13 protein-coding genes and 1 tRNA gene are annotated in these 15,856 nt (G+C 46.0%); 5 read left to right on the forward strand and 9 right to left on the reverse strand.

Annotation, left to right across the window (positions count from 1 at the left end):
• Positions 1-5 precede the first annotated feature (5 nt).
• Entirely contained in the window at positions 6-122 is a 117-nt protein-coding gene (cydX, locus tag SPEA_RS22680; protein ID WP_012154573.1) for a cytochrome bd-I oxidase subunit CydX, read from the forward strand.
• A gap of 502 nt (positions 123-624) precedes the next feature.
• Here the strand turns inward: cydX and SPEA_RS06915 are convergent.
• Together SPEA_RS06915 and SPEA_RS06925 are read right to left on the reverse strand one after the other, a co-directional pair.
• The gene (locus tag SPEA_RS06915) at positions 625-1,197 is read right to left on the reverse strand and encodes a hypothetical protein (protein WP_012154574.1); all 573 of its coding nucleotides are present in this window, start codon (positions 1,195-1,197) and stop codon (positions 625-627) included.
• Positions 1,198-1,419: 222 nt separating this feature from the next.
• A complete protein-coding gene (locus SPEA_RS06925) occupies positions 1,420-3,423 on the reverse strand; it encodes a methyl-accepting chemotaxis protein (RefSeq protein WP_012154575.1) in 2,004 nt (667 codons plus the stop codon).
• 290 nt (positions 3,424-3,713) lie between these two features.
• Here SPEA_RS06925 and SPEA_RS06930 point away from each other — a divergent pair, with 290 nt between their 5' ends.
• The gene (locus tag SPEA_RS06930) at positions 3,714-3,968 is read left to right on the forward strand and encodes an HP1242/YdcH family protein (protein ID WP_012154576.1); all 255 of its coding nucleotides are present in this window, start codon (positions 3,714-3,716) and stop codon (positions 3,966-3,968) included.
• Here the strand turns inward: SPEA_RS06930 and SPEA_RS06935 are convergent.
• On the reverse strand, positions 3,952-7,068 hold the full coding sequence (locus SPEA_RS06935; RefSeq protein WP_012154577.1) for an efflux RND transporter permease subunit: 3,117 nt from the start codon (positions 7,066-7,068) through the stop codon (positions 3,952-3,954). The two genes, SPEA_RS06930 and SPEA_RS06935, sit on opposite strands and share 17 nt — an antisense overlap.
• A 5-nt stretch (positions 7,069-7,073) precedes the next feature.
• Positions 7,074-8,186 (reverse strand): efflux RND transporter periplasmic adaptor subunit, encoded by a 1,113-nt coding sequence (locus tag SPEA_RS06940; protein WP_012154578.1) that lies wholly within the window; start codon positions 8,184-8,186, stop codon positions 7,074-7,076.
• 186 nt (positions 8,187-8,372) lie between these two features.
• On the opposite strand from SPEA_RS06940, the gene SPEA_RS06945 reads away from it, so the two are divergent.
• Positions 8,373-8,990 carry a TetR/AcrR family transcriptional regulator gene (locus SPEA_RS06945; RefSeq protein ID WP_012154579.1) on the forward strand — a complete coding sequence of 206 codons (618 nt, stop codon included), beginning with the start codon at positions 8,373-8,375 and terminating at the stop codon, positions 8,988-8,990.
• Positions 8,991-9,052: 62 nt separating this feature from the next.
• Here the strand turns inward: SPEA_RS06945 and SPEA_RS06950 are convergent, their stop codons facing one another.
• Positions 9,053-9,628: a chalcone isomerase family protein gene (locus tag SPEA_RS06950; protein ID WP_012154580.1), complete on the reverse strand. Its 576-nt coding sequence runs from the start codon at positions 9,626-9,628 to the stop codon at positions 9,053-9,055.
• Between the two features lie 31 nt (positions 9,629-9,659).
• Positions 9,660-10,139 carry a DUF2947 domain-containing protein gene (locus tag SPEA_RS06955; RefSeq protein WP_012154581.1) on the reverse strand — a complete coding sequence of 160 codons (480 nt, stop codon included), beginning with the start codon at positions 10,137-10,139 and terminating at the stop codon, positions 9,660-9,662.
• A gap of 299 nt (positions 10,140-10,438) precedes the next feature.
• On the opposite strand from SPEA_RS06955, the gene SPEA_RS06960 reads away from it, so the two are divergent.
• Together SPEA_RS06960 and SPEA_RS06965 are read left to right on the forward strand one after the other, a co-directional pair.
• Positions 10,439-11,191 carry a class I SAM-dependent DNA methyltransferase gene (locus SPEA_RS06960; protein WP_012154582.1) on the forward strand — a complete coding sequence of 251 codons (753 nt, stop codon included), beginning with the start codon at positions 10,439-10,441 and terminating at the stop codon, positions 11,189-11,191.
• A gap of 352 nt (positions 11,192-11,543) precedes the next feature.
• Entirely contained in the window at positions 11,544-12,797 is a 1,254-nt protein-coding gene (locus SPEA_RS06965; RefSeq protein ID WP_012154583.1) for a dicarboxylate/amino acid:cation symporter, read from the forward strand.
• Positions 12,798-12,904: 107 nt separating this feature from the next.
• Here the strand turns inward: SPEA_RS06965 and SPEA_RS06970 are convergent, their stop codons facing one another.
• The 3 genes from SPEA_RS06970 to SPEA_RS06980 form a co-directional block, all read right to left on the reverse strand.
• Entirely contained in the window at positions 12,905-13,735 is an 831-nt protein-coding gene (locus tag SPEA_RS06970; protein ID WP_012154584.1) for a sterol desaturase family protein, read from the reverse strand.
• 581 nt (positions 13,736-14,316) lie between these two features.
• Positions 14,317-14,392: transfer RNA gene (locus SPEA_RS06975), tRNA-Arg, on the reverse strand.
• Positions 14,393-14,568: 176 nt separating this feature from the next.
• Positions 14,569-15,738 carry a flagellar assembly protein FlgT gene (locus SPEA_RS06980; protein WP_012154585.1) on the reverse strand — a complete coding sequence of 390 codons (1,170 nt, stop codon included), beginning with the start codon at positions 15,736-15,738 and terminating at the stop codon, positions 14,569-14,571.
• Positions 15,739-15,856: the final 118 nt, after the last annotated feature.

A 15,856-nucleotide genomic window follows, 5' to 3' on the forward strand; every position in this document is an offset into this window, starting at 1 on the left:
AGATTATGTGGTATTTCGCTTGGATTTTAGGCGTATTGTTAGCCTGTTCTTTTGGTATTATCAACGCCCTATGGCTTGAGACGACTGAGAACATGGACCGTGATGCAGAGACTGAAGATTAATCTTTAATCCGCTAAATGGTTAAGTAAGAGCCCCGCAAATGCGGGGCTTTTTGTTTTTGAAGAAGGTAAACGCAGGTCCTAGGTCCTAGGAGCTAGGAAAAGCGAAGATCAAAGAAGGTAAAAGCCGAACGGCCTGCGGCCTTACGGAACGTTCGCAGGCTCATTCACGGAAAAGAAGGAGGGACTAGGGCGTGGCTTCGCCACTTCGAGAGCGCTTTGCTTCTAGAAAAAAGCTGAGACGGTTAGAAGCAGGAAAAACAAAGATAGGAAAACCGAGCGGCCTTACGGAACAGTTCAAAAGGAGGTTTGAGGTTCTAGGTGGAAGCCGTTTCTGTTTGTTGTAGGTTGGGGTTTAGCCCATCAATTTTTTAATGATAGCACTAGACGGTAAGACACGGTAAGAGTTTGAAATACTGTAGCTGATGAGCGCTTTGGCTAGGCCTCTTTAGAAGCCTAGCGCAAGACAAGCACTTTTAGCTATGTGGCTAGAATTGCAGTTAGGTTACAGCTCAGAGCGGTAGATAAATAGCGCTGTGTCGGTGACCATTTCAGACACTGGGGTGTCGTTAAAGCTTTGTGTTGCTTGATCCACGACTAAATGTTTTCTGTCACCGATTTTGTCGAGTGTTTTAACGCTGTAACAGTTTTTTGAAGTACGTAGATCGCAGCCTTTAGTCATTAGGTCTGTAGTAAAGTAAGTCGCATAAATTGCGATTTCATTGACCTTTGCATCTTTGGTATGCAGCACCTTGATTTCGGCGACACCATCTATGGTTTCGTCAGTCATTAAACGGTTTACTGCGCGTTGATATTGCTGTTTATAGGTCGCCGCATCCTTACTGACAAACAGATAAGATTCAAATCCAAACTCCTCCAGTTTATTGCCAAGGTCGGTGGCAAAAGTTTCACCTACTTCAAAAAGAAAACCATTCGCGGCAGGGCTATCTTCATAGGTGGTGTTGAGTCCGTTTCCGGCGACAATCAATAATTTTTTCCCTTGCACGGTATTGGTCTGCGGACTGGCACAGCCTGTCATGATAATGATGAAGGTCACTAAGAATAAGTTGCGTAACATATTTGTACTCGTAATGGGGTTGAGGTTGGTATTTTTAAAATACGAAATCGGCGCGATTATAATTCGAGGTCAGCTAATAAAACTAGCTGTGATAACTATAAATTGTCTTAAAATCATTGGCATAGTTAAATTTTCGGGTCTTATTGTAAATATAAAAGGCAACAGTCATCTCACTGTTGCCTTTATGGACTTATCTATAGATAGGGTGGTTTAGGCGAAGGATTACGCCTTAAACACGCTGATCTTAGCATTAATCTCGTTAGCTATTGTCGCTAGGCTTTCTGCCGAATCGACACTCTCTCCAGCACGTTGCTCACCGTCTCTTGCAAGCTCGGTGATTTGATGCAGATTACGGGTGATCTCTTCCGCGACGGCGCTTTGCTGCTCAGTGGCACTGGCGATACTGGTTGAGGTTGCTGCGAGCTCTGCGATACTGGTGTTGATCTCTAGCAGCTGAGCAATCGCTTCGTTGCCTTGCGCCGCAGATACATCCCCCAGTTCATTACTTTGATTCATCTGCTCAGTAGTGAACTTTACTTGGGATTGCAGCTGAGTGATGGTTTGAGAGATCTCGGCGATAGAGGTTTGCGTGCGTTGGGCGAGAGTGCGCACCTCATCGGCGACTACGGCAAAGCCACGGCCTTGCTCGCCTGCTCTAGCGGCTTCAATTGCCGCATTTAGCGCAAGAAGATTGGTTTGCTCGGCAATGCTGTTAATCACCTCGGTTATCTTACTAATTGCTTGGCTCTCTTTATTGACGATCTCTACACTATTGTGGCTGTCGGTTAACTGGTTACTCAAGCTTTGTAGGCCATTAACCAGATCGTTTAAGTTTGTCTGGCCTCCTTTAGCCGCATCGTCCACCCGTTGGCTCATTGTCGCGCCTTCACTGGCATGGTTTGCTACGTCACGTACCGAAGCTGACATCTCCTCGATGGCAGTGGCTATCTGATCTGTTTGTGCCATTAGCGACTGCGCCTCTTCACCATTAAGACGGGCAGTTTCTTGGGTATGGTTAGAGTGAGCCTGCAGCGCGGTAACAGATTGCTGTAGTGCTAGGATCAGCTCTCTTAAGTTGGTTGCCATCTTAGAGGTGCTATTGGTGATCAGATCGACCTCGTTTTTGCTATTGGTATTGATTGCGGTAAAGGTTTGAGAAAGATCGCCAGCTCCTAACTTCTCTAATTGACCTTGCAAGCAGCCTAGAGGTTTAAGTGCTCTTATCAATACTTGCGATAGCAGTAACGTTATCACTATCATGCCAATCACAGAGACGGCCATGTTGATATTAAGTAGGCTGACGCTCTCTTCATTAAGCTCTGCGGCATCGACTTGACCGATTAGCGACCAATCCCAACCCGGAATATTAATGGTGTAGGCGTATGCCTTAGCGCCATGGTTGTTGGTGTATTCCCATGAGCCTTGGTGAGTTAGCGCTTGTTCTATACTGAGGCCGCCGAGCAGTTCAGTTGAGACCTTTTCACCGGGTTGATGCTGAGGGTGAGAAATAACCGTTAAATCTGACTTATGAACCAGCAGGTAACTGCCAGATTCTTCCAGTTGTAGTTTATTAATAGCCTCGCGTAATTGAATTAACGAGCTACTGATATCGAACCCGATATACAAGATGCCGATCGTTTCGCCGCCACTGTTTTTAATCGGGCGGTAAATGGTCATGTAATCTTTGCCAAATAGCTGGGCGTAACCTTCGTAGCTCTGACCTTTCAAGGCGGCGCTGTAGGCTGGGTGATCTTTATCTAAGTTAGTGCCAAGAGCACGTTTGCCGTCTGATTTCTTAAGCGAGGTGGAGATGCGGATAAAGTTATCACCGTCTCGGACAAATACGGTCGCGTTGCCGCCAGTAAGGTTGGAGTAACGATCGACCTTACTTTTTGATGCGTTGATCTGCTCTTTTTTATGCCTCAGTGCTGGAGTCTCTACTCCCATCACTCTGACGGTTTTATTCGGTTTATAGAAGTCACCTGGGTACATAGAGCGAAATACATCGGCATTACGTTTGGCGAGTGAAAGTAGGCTTTCATATTGCAGCTCAATCAAGTCTGCAGTGCCTTCCGTTTGCGCTTTCATAGCGCTGATCCCTTTATCTCTTAGTACATCGGAGGCGGTTAAGTAGGAGACGCAACCGAGAAAACCAAAAACGACTACGGTTAGTAGTAAAGCGAGTAAGCCTATTTGTTTGGCTATTGGCCAATTTTTATAATTCATTATTAATTCAAACTTGCTAGTGGTGCTTATAATGTAATTGATATTAATCAGAAATTGGTTGATGAATGTCTAATATGTGAGCTTAAGTTTGTTAGAAAGAAAAAACAGAAAATAGCGGCTGTGAACGCAAAATAACCAATATTAGTAGCTAAGGGTAAACCGAATAGCGATAATAGGTATCACCATTGCTAGCCATAGATTGAAATGTCTTCGAGGCTTAGATTGAAACGTCTTCTAGACTTGGTTAAACACGATTCAATATGGCTGGCTTGAATGAATAGGAGAAGCATATGTTGGGCGAAAATCACCTACTTACCCATGAGTTTCCAGAATACTTGTCCGCTATTATCGAACTCAAAACCAGCAATTATAAGTTTTGCGAGTTGGCGAAACGCTATCATCAACTCGATCATCAAATTCGTGGACTAGAAAAAAATGAAGTGCCCACCAGTGATGAGCACTTCATCGAATTAAAAGCCGAGCGTGCTGTGCTTAAAGACGAGCTTTACCGCTTGCTAGTGGCTCACTCTAAACAGGCTGGTTAAGGCCCTGTTGACTAAGGTGTTGTTGCCTAAGTTGCTGTTTATTCTGGCTCTGTTGATTAAGACGTTTGGGTCTCATCAGCAGATGGTACATAGTCGGTACCCAGATAAGAGACAGTAATGTGGTAAGTAAAGTGCCGCCGGCAATGGCAATAGCAAAGGGTGGCCAGAAACCGCCACCTGCAATAATCAGCGGCAAAAACCCGCCTATCGTGGTAATGGTTGTGGAGCCGATATGACGACCACAGCTGGTAACCAAGTCAACTATCGTCTGTTTGTCTCCGGCTCGCGCCTTAGGCACCTCTTCAAGCTCGGCTAAAATCACAATCGCCGCATTAATCGCTAGCCCCATAAGACCCAACAAGCCAATTATCACGGTGAAACCAAACGGATATCCAAAGCTGTATACCGCCAGTAAACCTAAGCCCGCAGATTGCATGGCACTGAATAAGATAATTGCGGTAAGCCTAAACGAATTAAACGACAACACGACCGTGGCCAGCAGTAAAGTGACCACCAGTACCAGGTTCGACATGAGATTGCCGACGGCCTCGTTGCGTTTAGCGCTCTCACCACCTAGCTCTAAGCGATAACCGCTGGGTAGGGCAATGTCTGACAATTTTGCACTCACGCTATCCACCACGGTTTGTGGCAATACGCCTGAGGTGATATAGGCCTCAATGGTATTGACTCGCTGGCCATCACGCCTAGGAATAGCGCCGCGACTGACCTCTATTTCGCTGCTTGAGATTGCTGACAGTGGAATGCCTTTACCTTGGCTAGAAACTAAGGTGATTTCGGCCAGTTTGGTCTGTTCTTCTCGGGTGCTGTCATTGAGTCTGACTCTTACGGGCAAGGACTCAGTTTGCTCTAAGATACTGCCGCCGTTAATGCCTGTGGTGGCCATCTCCACTTGTTTGGCAATATCGGTCAAAGACAGGCCGCTCATCAGGCTTGCATCCTCATCAATCTGTAGCCAAACCTTAGGAGCGCCAGCACTTAAGGTGGCGCGAGTGTGGATCACATCTGCAGTCTCTGACAGCAACTTGCGTACTTGCTCGCCTAGCAGTTTGAGTTGATCGAGATTGGGGCCAAAAATGCGTACCTCAACAGGAGCATTAAAGGGCGGGCCCTGCTCAAGTTTACGCACAATAATTTGCGCCTGTGGGTAGCGTATGTCTAATGTCTTTTGTAACTGAGGGATTAACTTGTTAGCCGTATCAAAATCGCTGACTTTGACCATGGCCTGAGCGTAATGGCTCGCGCCTTGCTGACGCTGGAGTAGGTTGTAATAAAAAGAGGGCGCATTGCCGCCCACGACCCAATCAATGCGGGTTATGCCAGCGGTTGCGCGTAGGTCGGCATCAATCTGGCTAACTTGCTCTCGGGTATTGGCGATGCTAGCGTGAGGCGCTAAGTAGACCTCAATCTGAAACATGTCTCTATCTGATGGCGGAAAGAATTGCTCGGTCATCTTGCCAGCGGCAATAAAGCCCATAACAGGCAGAACGCCAATGACGATGGCCGCAAGTAACGGCCGTGCTAACGCCAATGTCAGCGTTTGCCTAAAGGCGTCGCTGAGCCATGGCAAATTGATGCCATGCTGATACCAATGCTGGCTCTTACCGTCGACACCGAAGCGACCCGCGAGTCCGGCAATAATGGTATGCGAGATAATAAACGAGCCGAGTAGGGCAAACATCACCGAGATGGCTATCCCGCCGACAAACTCACCGGCAGCGCCTGGCATCAACACGATTGGCGCAAAGGCGAGCATGGTGGTAATCGTCGAGCCGGCTAAAGGTAACCAAAGGTGCTGTAAGGTTTCTTTTACCGCTGTGAGTCTATCCGTGCCTTTTTGGCGGCGCTGAGAAATCGCATCGACGATGACAATGGCGTTATCGACCATAATTCCCAGTGCGACCACAAGTCCTGTGACCGACATTTGATGGATAGGCAAGCCGATATATTTCATACAGGCTAAGGTAAATAGCGCTGTGAGCGGTAGAGATAGCGCGACGATGAGCGCGTTTCTTAATCCCAGTGTCAGCATCAGTACGGCTAAGATAATTAAGAAGCCGAGCAGTAGACTACCCACGAGATCGCTTAGGCGTTCGGTGGTGTATCCCTCCTGATCGAACAGCCACTGGATCTCGATGTTTGCCGGAATACTGGTTTGTAGCTCTTCAACGGCAGTTCTGACTTTTTCAAGCCAGAGATCGACGCGGGTATTGCTCAGCATTCTTGCCGCAACCATTACCCCTTGCTCTTGGTCGATGAGTGCAATGCTATTGGCTGGCTCTTTTGGTTGACGGCTGATAGTCGCTATATCGGCGAGGCGGATTATTTGGCCGCTAGCAGTGACTTTAAGTGGAACCTGGCTAATACGGGCGAGAGAGTCGAGTTCGCCAGAGACTTCGACTAAGGCGCGAAACTGCTGATTATTGATCTCACCGGCAGACACCTTAGCGTCAGCATTTTGCAATATTTGCGCGATGGTTTTAGCCGATAACTGCAGTTGATTGACCTTGTTTCCATCGAGCTGAACCAAGATCTCTTCGGCCGGCTGGCCATAGAGATTGACAAAATCGGTGCCACTGAGCAGACGAAGCCGACTCTGTAGCTCCTTAGCATATCGATTCAACATATCGGTACGCACCACGCCGCTGCCGCGCCAAACAACGCCCAATATCGCGGTATTGGCATAGCCGAGTTGGTCATCTAATGTGGTGTTTTGCGCCGATTGTGGCAACAAGCCTTTGGCATCGGCAATTAAGTCACGCGCCCGTGACCATACCGGCGCTGTTTCAATTACATCATCTTTGAGCTCTAACTGGATAACAGAGATCCCCGGCCGAGAGGTGGATTGCACTAACTTGAGCTCTTCTAATCGCCTGAGTTCGCTTTCTAGCACCTCAGTAACCAAGGCTTCGACACGTTCGGCAGAGGCGCCGGGGTAATGGGTAATCACCGATGCAAAACGGTTGGTGATCTCAGGATCTTCCATGCGGGGTAGGCTAGATATGGCGCCAAACCCGGCAACAATCAACAGCGCAATGACGAGGCTTATCAGGCGGCCGTTCTCAACTAATGATTTTACCATCTGCTCTACCTCGTCGCTAATTTTGCTTGTCGAGTCACAAGCTGGCCTGCAACGAGTTTATGTAATCCCTGTGAAACATACTGCTCATCAGGACTAATAGCTCCCTTGATAAAGGCTTTATCTTTGGCGGCATAGACAATCTCAACATCGCGGCGCTCGATACTAAAGAGTTGCTCATCCGATGGGCTAATGATGTAAATATTCCACAGCCCACGTACGCCATCGGTTAGCGCCGAAAGCGGCACCCAGTAGCCTTGGGTATCTATCACTTTATTGTAATTAAGGTAGCTAAGCTCACCGTTTATCAGCTTGGCATTGGTTGGCAGGGTTAATCTCAACTCGACGGTTCGTGTTACTGGATCGAGCTCGGCGCCAATACCGGCAATGCTAGCCTGGTAATCTCGCTGCCTTACCGTTACAGCAACGGTTTGCCCGGTTTTTAACTGCGCCGCGATTTCAACGGGTACGCCAATATAGGCTTGTACATTGTTGTGCTCAATTAAGGTATAAACGGGGCTGCCAACATTGATCACTTCTCCTAAGTTATGGCTGCGCTTGCTGATAACGCCATCGAATGGAGCCAGTAGATCCGATTTCTCGATTTTTAACTGATTGGCAAGTAATGAGGCATTGAGTCGAGTCTTAGCGGCTTGCAAGCTGCTCAACTGACCTTTGAGTTCATCGAGTTGTTGCTCTGATACATAACCTTGTTTCTGTAGGCCTAAGCTGCGATCTAATGTTGCTTTGGCTAAATCCAAGTCGGCCTTATTTTGCGCTAGGCTGGCTGTTAGCTCATTTTTTTCGGCCATCAATAGTCGGGTATCAAGTTTTGCCAGTAGCTGGCCTTGTTTAACCTTGTCACCACTATCGACGCCGAGGGCTTTAATCTTCCCCGCTAACTCAAAGCCAATTCCAGTGGTATTACCGGCTCGAACACTGCCAGAGAACACTTGGCTGAACTGGTACCCTTGTTTAAGGCTAAGTGACTCTGCATTAACAGATTGGTAACTTGGCGCTGAAGTTTGCTCGTCTGGCGACTCTTGGCATCCAGGCAAAAAAGTAACTGCTACCAAGCTTATGAGCAGCTTTTGACGAGTGATAACGCGCTTGATATTCATTCGGTTCAGCCTATGTTGTTTATGCAAAAGTGACTGCAGGGTAAATAATTTGTTAAGCTGGACTGTCTAGTCTAGTGCGACAAAACTAGACTGTCCAGTCTAGTTTGATGAAATAGACTGAGTAATCTATTTTGTGCTTAAATAGAAATAGATAGCAGATTATGGCTAAACGCAGGAGTGCAGCCCTTGATTAATTCACCAGTATTGAGTCGAAGCGAGCAGAAGAGAGGGCAGATCTTACAGGCTGCGAAGGAGCTTTTTTGTGAGCATGGCTTTCCCAATACCAGCATGGATGAAGTGGCTAAATTAGCCGGTGTATCAAAGCAGACGGTTTATTCTCACTTTGGCTGTAAAGACGATCTGTTTGTGGCATCGATTGAATCTAAGTGTTTGGTCCATGGCGTCAACCAAGAGGTGTTTGCCGATCCCAAGGCGCCAGAACAGAGCCTGATGTTATTCGCTAAGCACTTTGGCGAGGTGATCACCAGTCCCGAAGCGGTTACCGTATTTAAAGCCTGTGTTTCACAAGCAGACACTCATCCAGAGATCTCTGAGCTGTTCTATAGCGCCGGACCTCAGCATATTTTAGGCTTGTTGCGGGATTATCTAACAAGGGTGTCTTTGCTCGGTAATTATCAGTTTACTCAGCCCCATGACTGCGCGGTAAGGCTCTGTCTGATGATATTTGGAGAAGTGCGAATGAGATTGGATCTCGGACTAGATGTGAGCGAGCTACTCGATGGAAGAGAGCGCTATATCAATGAAACTGTAGAGATGTTTTTAAGGGCCTATAAAGTCTGTTAGTGATTAGAATCATAAAAAAAGGAGCGAATAGCTCCTTTTTTTGATCATCTTTTTGGCTAAGCTTACTCGCCTAACATGGCTTCTTTTAAGCTGTCTTGGGCAGGCTGCTCACCTAACCAGATCTTAAGCAGTGCTTGGCGGAAGTCTTCGCCAGCGATTGTCGCTTGTGCCTGACCATTCTTATAAGCCGTTACGCCGGTCGCTTTATCTGCAAGTAGGGTAAACTGGTCACCCTCAACAATCTCAGCGCTAAATAGCCCCATAAACTGCTCAATTTTTGCGGCAATCGGCGTTGTATTGCCATCGGTTGCATCATCAAAACCTTGTGTTATCGCATCTTTCATCTTATCGGCAGTGATCATGCCTGAAGTGATATTAAGACGGACGGCGGCGCTTGGCGCATCAATTACCGCTTGGGCTGAATCTAGAGCAGTAGGTACATATAAGCTACCAACGTACAAATCGATAAAAAACTTACTGCGCACACCTGCACCATTAAGGATAAGTGTTTGGCCGTCGAGTTGCACTGAATCATCTAGTTGTACGCCCGAGACTTCTTTGGCCTGTAGTGACGACGAAACTAACACGCTTGTTGCTAGCACACTGGTTGCTAATAGTAGGGTAGAGAGGGACTTCATTAAAACCTCAAAATAATAGTAAACGCAGTAATTAACCGCGAGAGCCTAACTGGAATTGGCCGCTTTGGTGGAATATTGCAGCTTGTTTTTGTTTTGGAGAGATAAGCAATGGACCATCATCGAAGAACAGGAAGCACTTCCAGTTACGTACAAAAACATCCCAGCGTGTTTCGATCACTTGGTATTTTTCATAGCAAAAGTAAACGGGTGCGTCATCTGCCCAATCAAAGTGCTTGCTAAAGCCTTCAGGTAGCGCGGCTTCTTCACTGTCCCAAGCACTCTGCCAATGTTCGGTTAATACCCAAGCACTGTCTTTGGCTGCCCAGTCACCTTTAGTGAACTGTTCGGTGCGGCTACTCTTGTTGCTAATCCATTTATTCCATACTTCCATCGACGACTTTTGATCGAGTGGTGAGATCAACGCTTTATCTTCATCGCTAACCGGAAGATCTTTATGATTAAAAATCCATTTACGTTTGTACTGTTCAAATGGAATATACGTATGTGCCAAGCGATGCTCTCCAGAGTGTTTGAGTTGTTTACAGCGAATTAAACTAGAGCGGTATTATACGGATCCGCTTTGTTTTTGGGAAATAAAACTAGGGGGAGTGAGTTGAAAGTGCACTCAATATGCTTGCCTTGGTGTGTCTTATTGGAATTTACCCTGGTCTAATTATCTAGCAAACAAGGTGCAATCGTTTTAGTAACAATGTTTTATGAATCCAATCGTCAAAAGGTGGATTTATCTGCTTCGCAAATTTGAGCAATTAGTATAGTATGCGCCACCCAAAAAATTCACGGTAAACCCCCTTGCTTACAACGCAAACCAATGCCTTATACACTGACCTGTCTGGTTATTACGATTTAATGTGTGCCGACATTAACTATCAAGCCCAGAGTGACTGTATTCGCCGTCTGCATCAGCTTTTCGGAAACAGAGGCGTACGTCACCTAGACTTGGCCTGTGGTACCGGTCCGCATGTTCGATACTTCATTGAAAATGGCTATCAAAGTAGCGGTCTCGATATCAACCAGCCTATGCTAGATATTGCTAAGCTACGCTGCCCTGATGCAGAGTTTGTCTGCCACGATATGGCGAACTTCACGGTCGATGAGCCATTGGATCTGATCACTTGTTTTCTCTATTCAATTCACTACAGTGATGGAATAGAAAAGCTCAAAGAGTGTATCAGCAGCGTACATGCAGCGCTGAGCCCTGGCGGCATGTTTTGCTTTAACTCCGTCAAGAAGAGCAGAATTGACAACAGTTCAGTGGTGAGTCATAGCGCAGTTCACGAAGACAGTCAGTTTGTGTTTAGCTCGGGTTGGTATTACTCGGGAGATGGTGAGAAGCAGGCACTGAAACTCAGCATTGAAAAAACGACAGCGGGCATCACTCAGTCTTGGCAAGATGAGCACCCTATGGTTGCGGTCGGCTTCGCTGAATTACAATCGTTACTGCAACCTTACTTCGATGTGCATATTCTTGAGCATGACTATGACAGGTTAATGCCTTGGGATGGTGTCTCAGGCAATGCCATATTTGCCTGTGTCAAAATCTAATCTCTATGTTTGATACCTATCAGCATAAGAAGTTGAGAGCTTAGATGACAGATCAGTATCATTGAATCAAACACGCCAGTGAATGAACAATGATACTGATGCTAGCAAGGGGTTAATCTACCTCTGTGTAAGTTCTATCGCACAAAAATTAATTATTACCAGCAGGTAATAGTTAATTACTAAATTAGATGATTATCATTTTTTAGTTCTTCCCTATAATCCCGCCCCCGACTCACTCACTAGGCACACTCATTAGGTGCGCAATCGCTTGAACCGCGATTGACTACCTATTCGTCGCTATAGAGCATTAGTTCATAGCTCGCTAACCCATTAAGTCAATTTGGAATGCCCTATGTGGAATAAAATTCGCAGTTCTTTGCCACTGCAGCTCATCATAGCTGCGGGCGCAGCTTGGCTATTTGCAACCTCGCTAACCTCTCTTGCTCAGCCTAACGTGATAGCCGACGTTGATCAGCAAGCTTGGTATCAATTTCTAATGCTAGGCAAAACCGTCTATATCGGTTTACTCAAGATGGTCGTCGGCATAATGGTGATGCTGTCGCTTATCGAGGGGATCAGCAACATAGGCGCGATAACCAAATTAAAAACATTGGGTATGCGTACGCTTGGCTTTTACACCTTCACTACCACGATAGCGGTATCTCTTGGTTTGGGAGCATCTTTACTCTTGCCAGTTTGGCAACCATTAACTCAAGCCGTTCCTTTAGCCGAAGGGGCTACGCTTATTGGTGAGCAGGCAGCATCGGGCGGCGCTATCGCCACTAAGCTATTGAATATGGCGCTAGTAAACCCGGTTGCCGCTATTGTTAATGGCAACCTGCTCGCTGTGGTGGTGTTTTCAATTATGTTTGGAATCGCACTGTTAACCGCGTTACCTGAAAAGCACCTGCTGTTTGAGGTGATCGCTGGTCTTAACAAGGGCATTAACGCCATGATTGGCGGCATTATTCGCCTCTCCCCCTTGGCTATCTTTGCCATCGTATTCGAGTTTTCCCTCACGGGAGCTGAGGCGCTATTTAGTCAATTAGCCCTATTTGCACTATTGGTCTTTGTGTTAACAGTGATCCATGGGCTGGTGGTACTGCCAGGTCTGGCTAAGTTGTTTACTGGGATTAAAATAACCACCTTATTTAAAGGTATTAGCGCGCCGTTAGCGATGGCCTTTGCTACCTCATCGAGCGCCGCGACTCTACCCTTATCGATGCGAAGCGCCGAGGAGCTTGGGGTTTCCCCCGCGACCAGCAGCATGGTTTTACCGCTAGGTTCGGTGATGAATATGGATGGTACTGCACTATTTGAAGGGGTCGCCGCTATATTTTTGGCTCAACTGTTTGGCGTGGATCTGACTACAACAGGCATGGTGATGATTTTTATCATGGCCATGGTGTCTTCAATCGGCGCACCGGGCATGCCATCAGGATCTATGTCGGGCATGCAATTAGTGCTGTTAGCTGCAGGGATCCCCCTAGAAGCTATCGCAATCTTGCTGATAATCGAGAGGCCACTTGATACCTTCCGCACCGCAGTGAATGTTGAGGGCGATATCATCGCCGCGCTAGTGGTAGATAAATGGCAGAAAGGCTAAGAGGTTGCTGATGTGGGCGCTAGAATGGCAGCGCGTATGAATGCCTGTGTAAGTAACGGACTGTGTAAGTAACGGACTGTGTAAAAAATAGAAAGCTACAAGTTGCATTAAGTATCGATTGATTTTGCTTGTGGCGCTTTAGATTTTTTCAAATAAGAACTCAGTTTAAAGGGGTAAAGTAATTGACCTAAAATATTCCCTCCAACATTGTAAGGTACGCCAAGAGGAATATGGCAAAGGCCGGGCACTCTGTATGTACCGAAAGCACGGTCAAAGATTGAGAATATAGTTGCGAAATTAGTATTGTAGGCGGCAGGTTCTGCAGCGTGATGCCATTGATGCATCACTGGTGATACAAAGACTTTATTCCACGCACCATAATTCCACGGCAGATCTGCATGGATAAAGTAGCCATAATAGTGACGAATAAGATTATTGGCGACGAGTGCATAGGGTGGAAAACCTAGACACATTAATAAACCCGTATCAATAATCAGTGTAGACATGCGATTAAATGGGTGAAACCTTTGTAGAGTCAGCCAACTCATTTGAGTATCAGAATGATGCATTGCATGGGAAGGCCAGAGTATTCGAGAATGCTCAAATCTGTGCCGCCAATAGCCGATAAAGTCACCACAAAAAGTAGCCGATAGAATCACTAGCCACTCGGGAAGTGATGCCCAAATCTGAGATAAATTCTCCCCAATATCTATCGAATATAGCCACTTAAGGTGACTCGAAATTAATGAGATAAAAATCAAGTTAAAACACATGATACTAATATTGAAAATACTATTGGGTAAACAGGTTCGAAATGCTGTTACTGCTTGTTTTCTTTTAAGAAGGTAGGCGAATAGGAAAAAAAATAACATTGGGAAAATTAAGTGCTGTAGTGCTGTTCCCACATTTCCAATAATGTTATAGAACTCATCTATCATTGAGCTTCCCTAATCAATTTTTAATGTGTGGGTTAATTATCTATTTAAGTTAAGCATATCTGATACATCTTGCTAATAATCTTTAAAGGGGGATTGCGCTTCTCGTGGTCTTCTTGCATAAACCTGATGCTTGCTACGATTTCAATCCTAGGATAAAGGAAGTATTATACCAATCAGTATAAGAAGTTGATCTACTCAGAACGTTTTTTGGCAAACTAATTCAAGGCGAATAACTGAAAGAATGGTTGCTCCCTTGTGAAGTTGTTCAACGCAGAAGTAGGTAGCCAAAAACGCTCCAGAATGGCGAGTTTTAGCGGTTCTGATACTGTGTTACCGAGCTTGAACGTAGAATAACTATGCTCTTCACTCGCTGCCTTATCTCAGAACCGCTAAACTCTCGCTGAGCGACCAAATCTTTATACTGATTGGTATTAAGGGAAGGTATTGAGAGTTCAGGCTCTGGTAACTCTAAAACTGGCGCAGGTTTAGCTGATTTAACGGTTTTATATCGTAAGCAGTTTGGCTACAACGTAGAGTAACGGATTAAAACTTATTGAATTGCATATACAAAGGCATGTATATGGTCTCCCCACAGGGACTCGAACCCCGATCGATCGCTTAGGAGGCGACTGCTCTATCCTGTTGAGCTATAGGGAGACGTGACTGATTATACTGGTTTTACTCTAGATGAAAAGAGCTGATGAAAAGTCTTTAAATTTAGTTGCTTATTAAATGTTCGCAATCTGGTGTTTTGCAGGCTAATCGTCATGAATTAGCTTTAGCTTGTAACTCTTGCTTGTCATGCGAGCCTGCAACTTTACTCAATACTTTAGTTATAACTTTATGGCTAGGTCATTGATTTGGATGTTTAGCGATGCGGCTATGCCATCTAATACCGCGGTTGCGCTCTCTTCAGTGACTTGATCTATGGTAATGCTTGCTTTGCTTTTACCTACCACTGCGCGCATGTTATCCAGCCTGTCAGGCATATTTTGCTGTAATACTAACTGCAAGGTATCACCAACCCGAATGCCATGACGCCTGCCCAGATTAAGGATGATTCTATTGGCTTGTCTTGAGACAACCTGACCCAGCAAGGGGCGACAATTTAGACTGCTGTCGATATCGTGACTCACCTTGGCGAGTACTTGATCGATTGCCTGTCCGTACTCACTGCTCCAGAAGTTTTCACTGTTTGAATTTACCGTTTGCTGGCGCTTAAACTCCCACTCTGCAGATTGGCTATATTGCTGGCTCCAAATCTTTTCGCCGCTTATGCCGTGGAACAAAGAGACGCGAATATGGAAGTTGCGCATAGGGTCATTGTCCCAAAGCCCCAAGGTCGTCGTGAATGGCTCGGTTGAGATATCGATGATCTCTGGGAGTAAAATATACTGACTATCGGTGATTTCACTTAGCCAACTGGGTAAGCGATAGCCTCGCACATCCACTAAGGCCTGATCTATGTCTAAGCGTTCATTGGCGTGAGTCTGTGGAAAGCTGTTACTGGCGTTCTGCTCTAGGGTGCTAGCGAGTCGCTCAGATAAGTTTTGTTCGAAAAGGCCAATGTTGCCGTATCTAAGCTGGGTTCTATCTTTAATCAGTGCCTGGGGGATGAGGATTGCCGCTTTGAGTTGAGTAGCTTGGCATGTGTCGTTGAGCGGTTCCATCATATCGATGCGTACGTTAACCGTGATTTGACCGTCTTCAATAAGCTCACTCACCAGTTCAACATTCTGGCTTTGTGCTTGCTGCTCTAGGATAAAAGAGTCGTTAACCAGTTGGCCATTTCTGACTGTCTGTTGGCTGCTGAAACGTGCACCAGATTGCAATGTTGCATAGCTAACCGCTTGATGAATAGCATTTTCTCTAGCCTGGTTAACATTGTTATCTGTGATTGTGGCTTGACCGCTGGCGCTGATCCATTTTGCTTGCACAGGTAAAGTTAGTCCAGATGACGCTAAGCATAGGAGTGCGGTTGTAAAATATTGCGCTGATTTCATCTTACCTTTCCAGTTTTAGAAATTGATAACCGAAGAATGCATATGTCGGATAACTGACGAACTTACATGCTTAGCTTAGTGTTAAGCAATTTATGTGCCTTTTCTAGCGTTTTCGGTC

This window comes from Shewanella pealeana ATCC 700345 (assembly GCF_000018285.1).
Taxonomy (GTDB): domain Bacteria; phylum Pseudomonadota; class Gammaproteobacteria; order Enterobacterales; family Shewanellaceae; genus Shewanella; species Shewanella pealeana.

Coding starts and splice junctions, on each gene's coding strand:
- cydX (WP_012154573.1), top strand. CDS start 6: ATGTGGTATTTCGCTTGGATTTTAGGCGTATTGTTAGCCTGTTCTTTT.
- SPEA_RS06915 (WP_012154574.1), bottom strand. CDS start 1,197: ATGTTACGCAACTTATTCTTAGTGACCTTCATCATTATCATGACAGGC.
- SPEA_RS06925 (WP_012154575.1), bottom strand. CDS start 3,423: ATGAATTATAAAAATTGGCCAATAGCCAAACAAATAGGCTTACTCGCT.
- SPEA_RS06930 (WP_012154576.1), top strand. CDS start 3,714: ATGTTGGGCGAAAATCACCTACTTACCCATGAGTTTCCAGAATACTTG.
- SPEA_RS06935 (WP_012154577.1), bottom strand. CDS start 7,068: ATGGTAAAATCATTAGTTGAGAACGGCCGCCTGATAAGCCTCGTCATT.
- SPEA_RS06940 (WP_012154578.1), bottom strand. CDS start 8,186: ATGAATATCAAGCGCGTTATCACTCGTCAAAAGCTGCTCATAAGCTTG.
- SPEA_RS06950 (WP_012154580.1), bottom strand. CDS start 9,628: ATGAAGTCCCTCTCTACCCTACTATTAGCAACCAGTGTGCTAGCAACA.
- SPEA_RS06965 (WP_012154583.1), top strand. CDS start 11,544: ATGTGGAATAAAATTCGCAGTTCTTTGCCACTGCAGCTCATCATAGCT.
- SPEA_RS06970 (WP_012154584.1), bottom strand. CDS start 13,735: ATGATAGATGAGTTCTATAACATTATTGGAAATGTGGGAACAGCACTA.
- SPEA_RS06980 (WP_012154585.1), bottom strand. CDS start 15,738: ATGAAATCAGCGCAATATTTTACAACCGCACTCCTATGCTTAGCGTCA.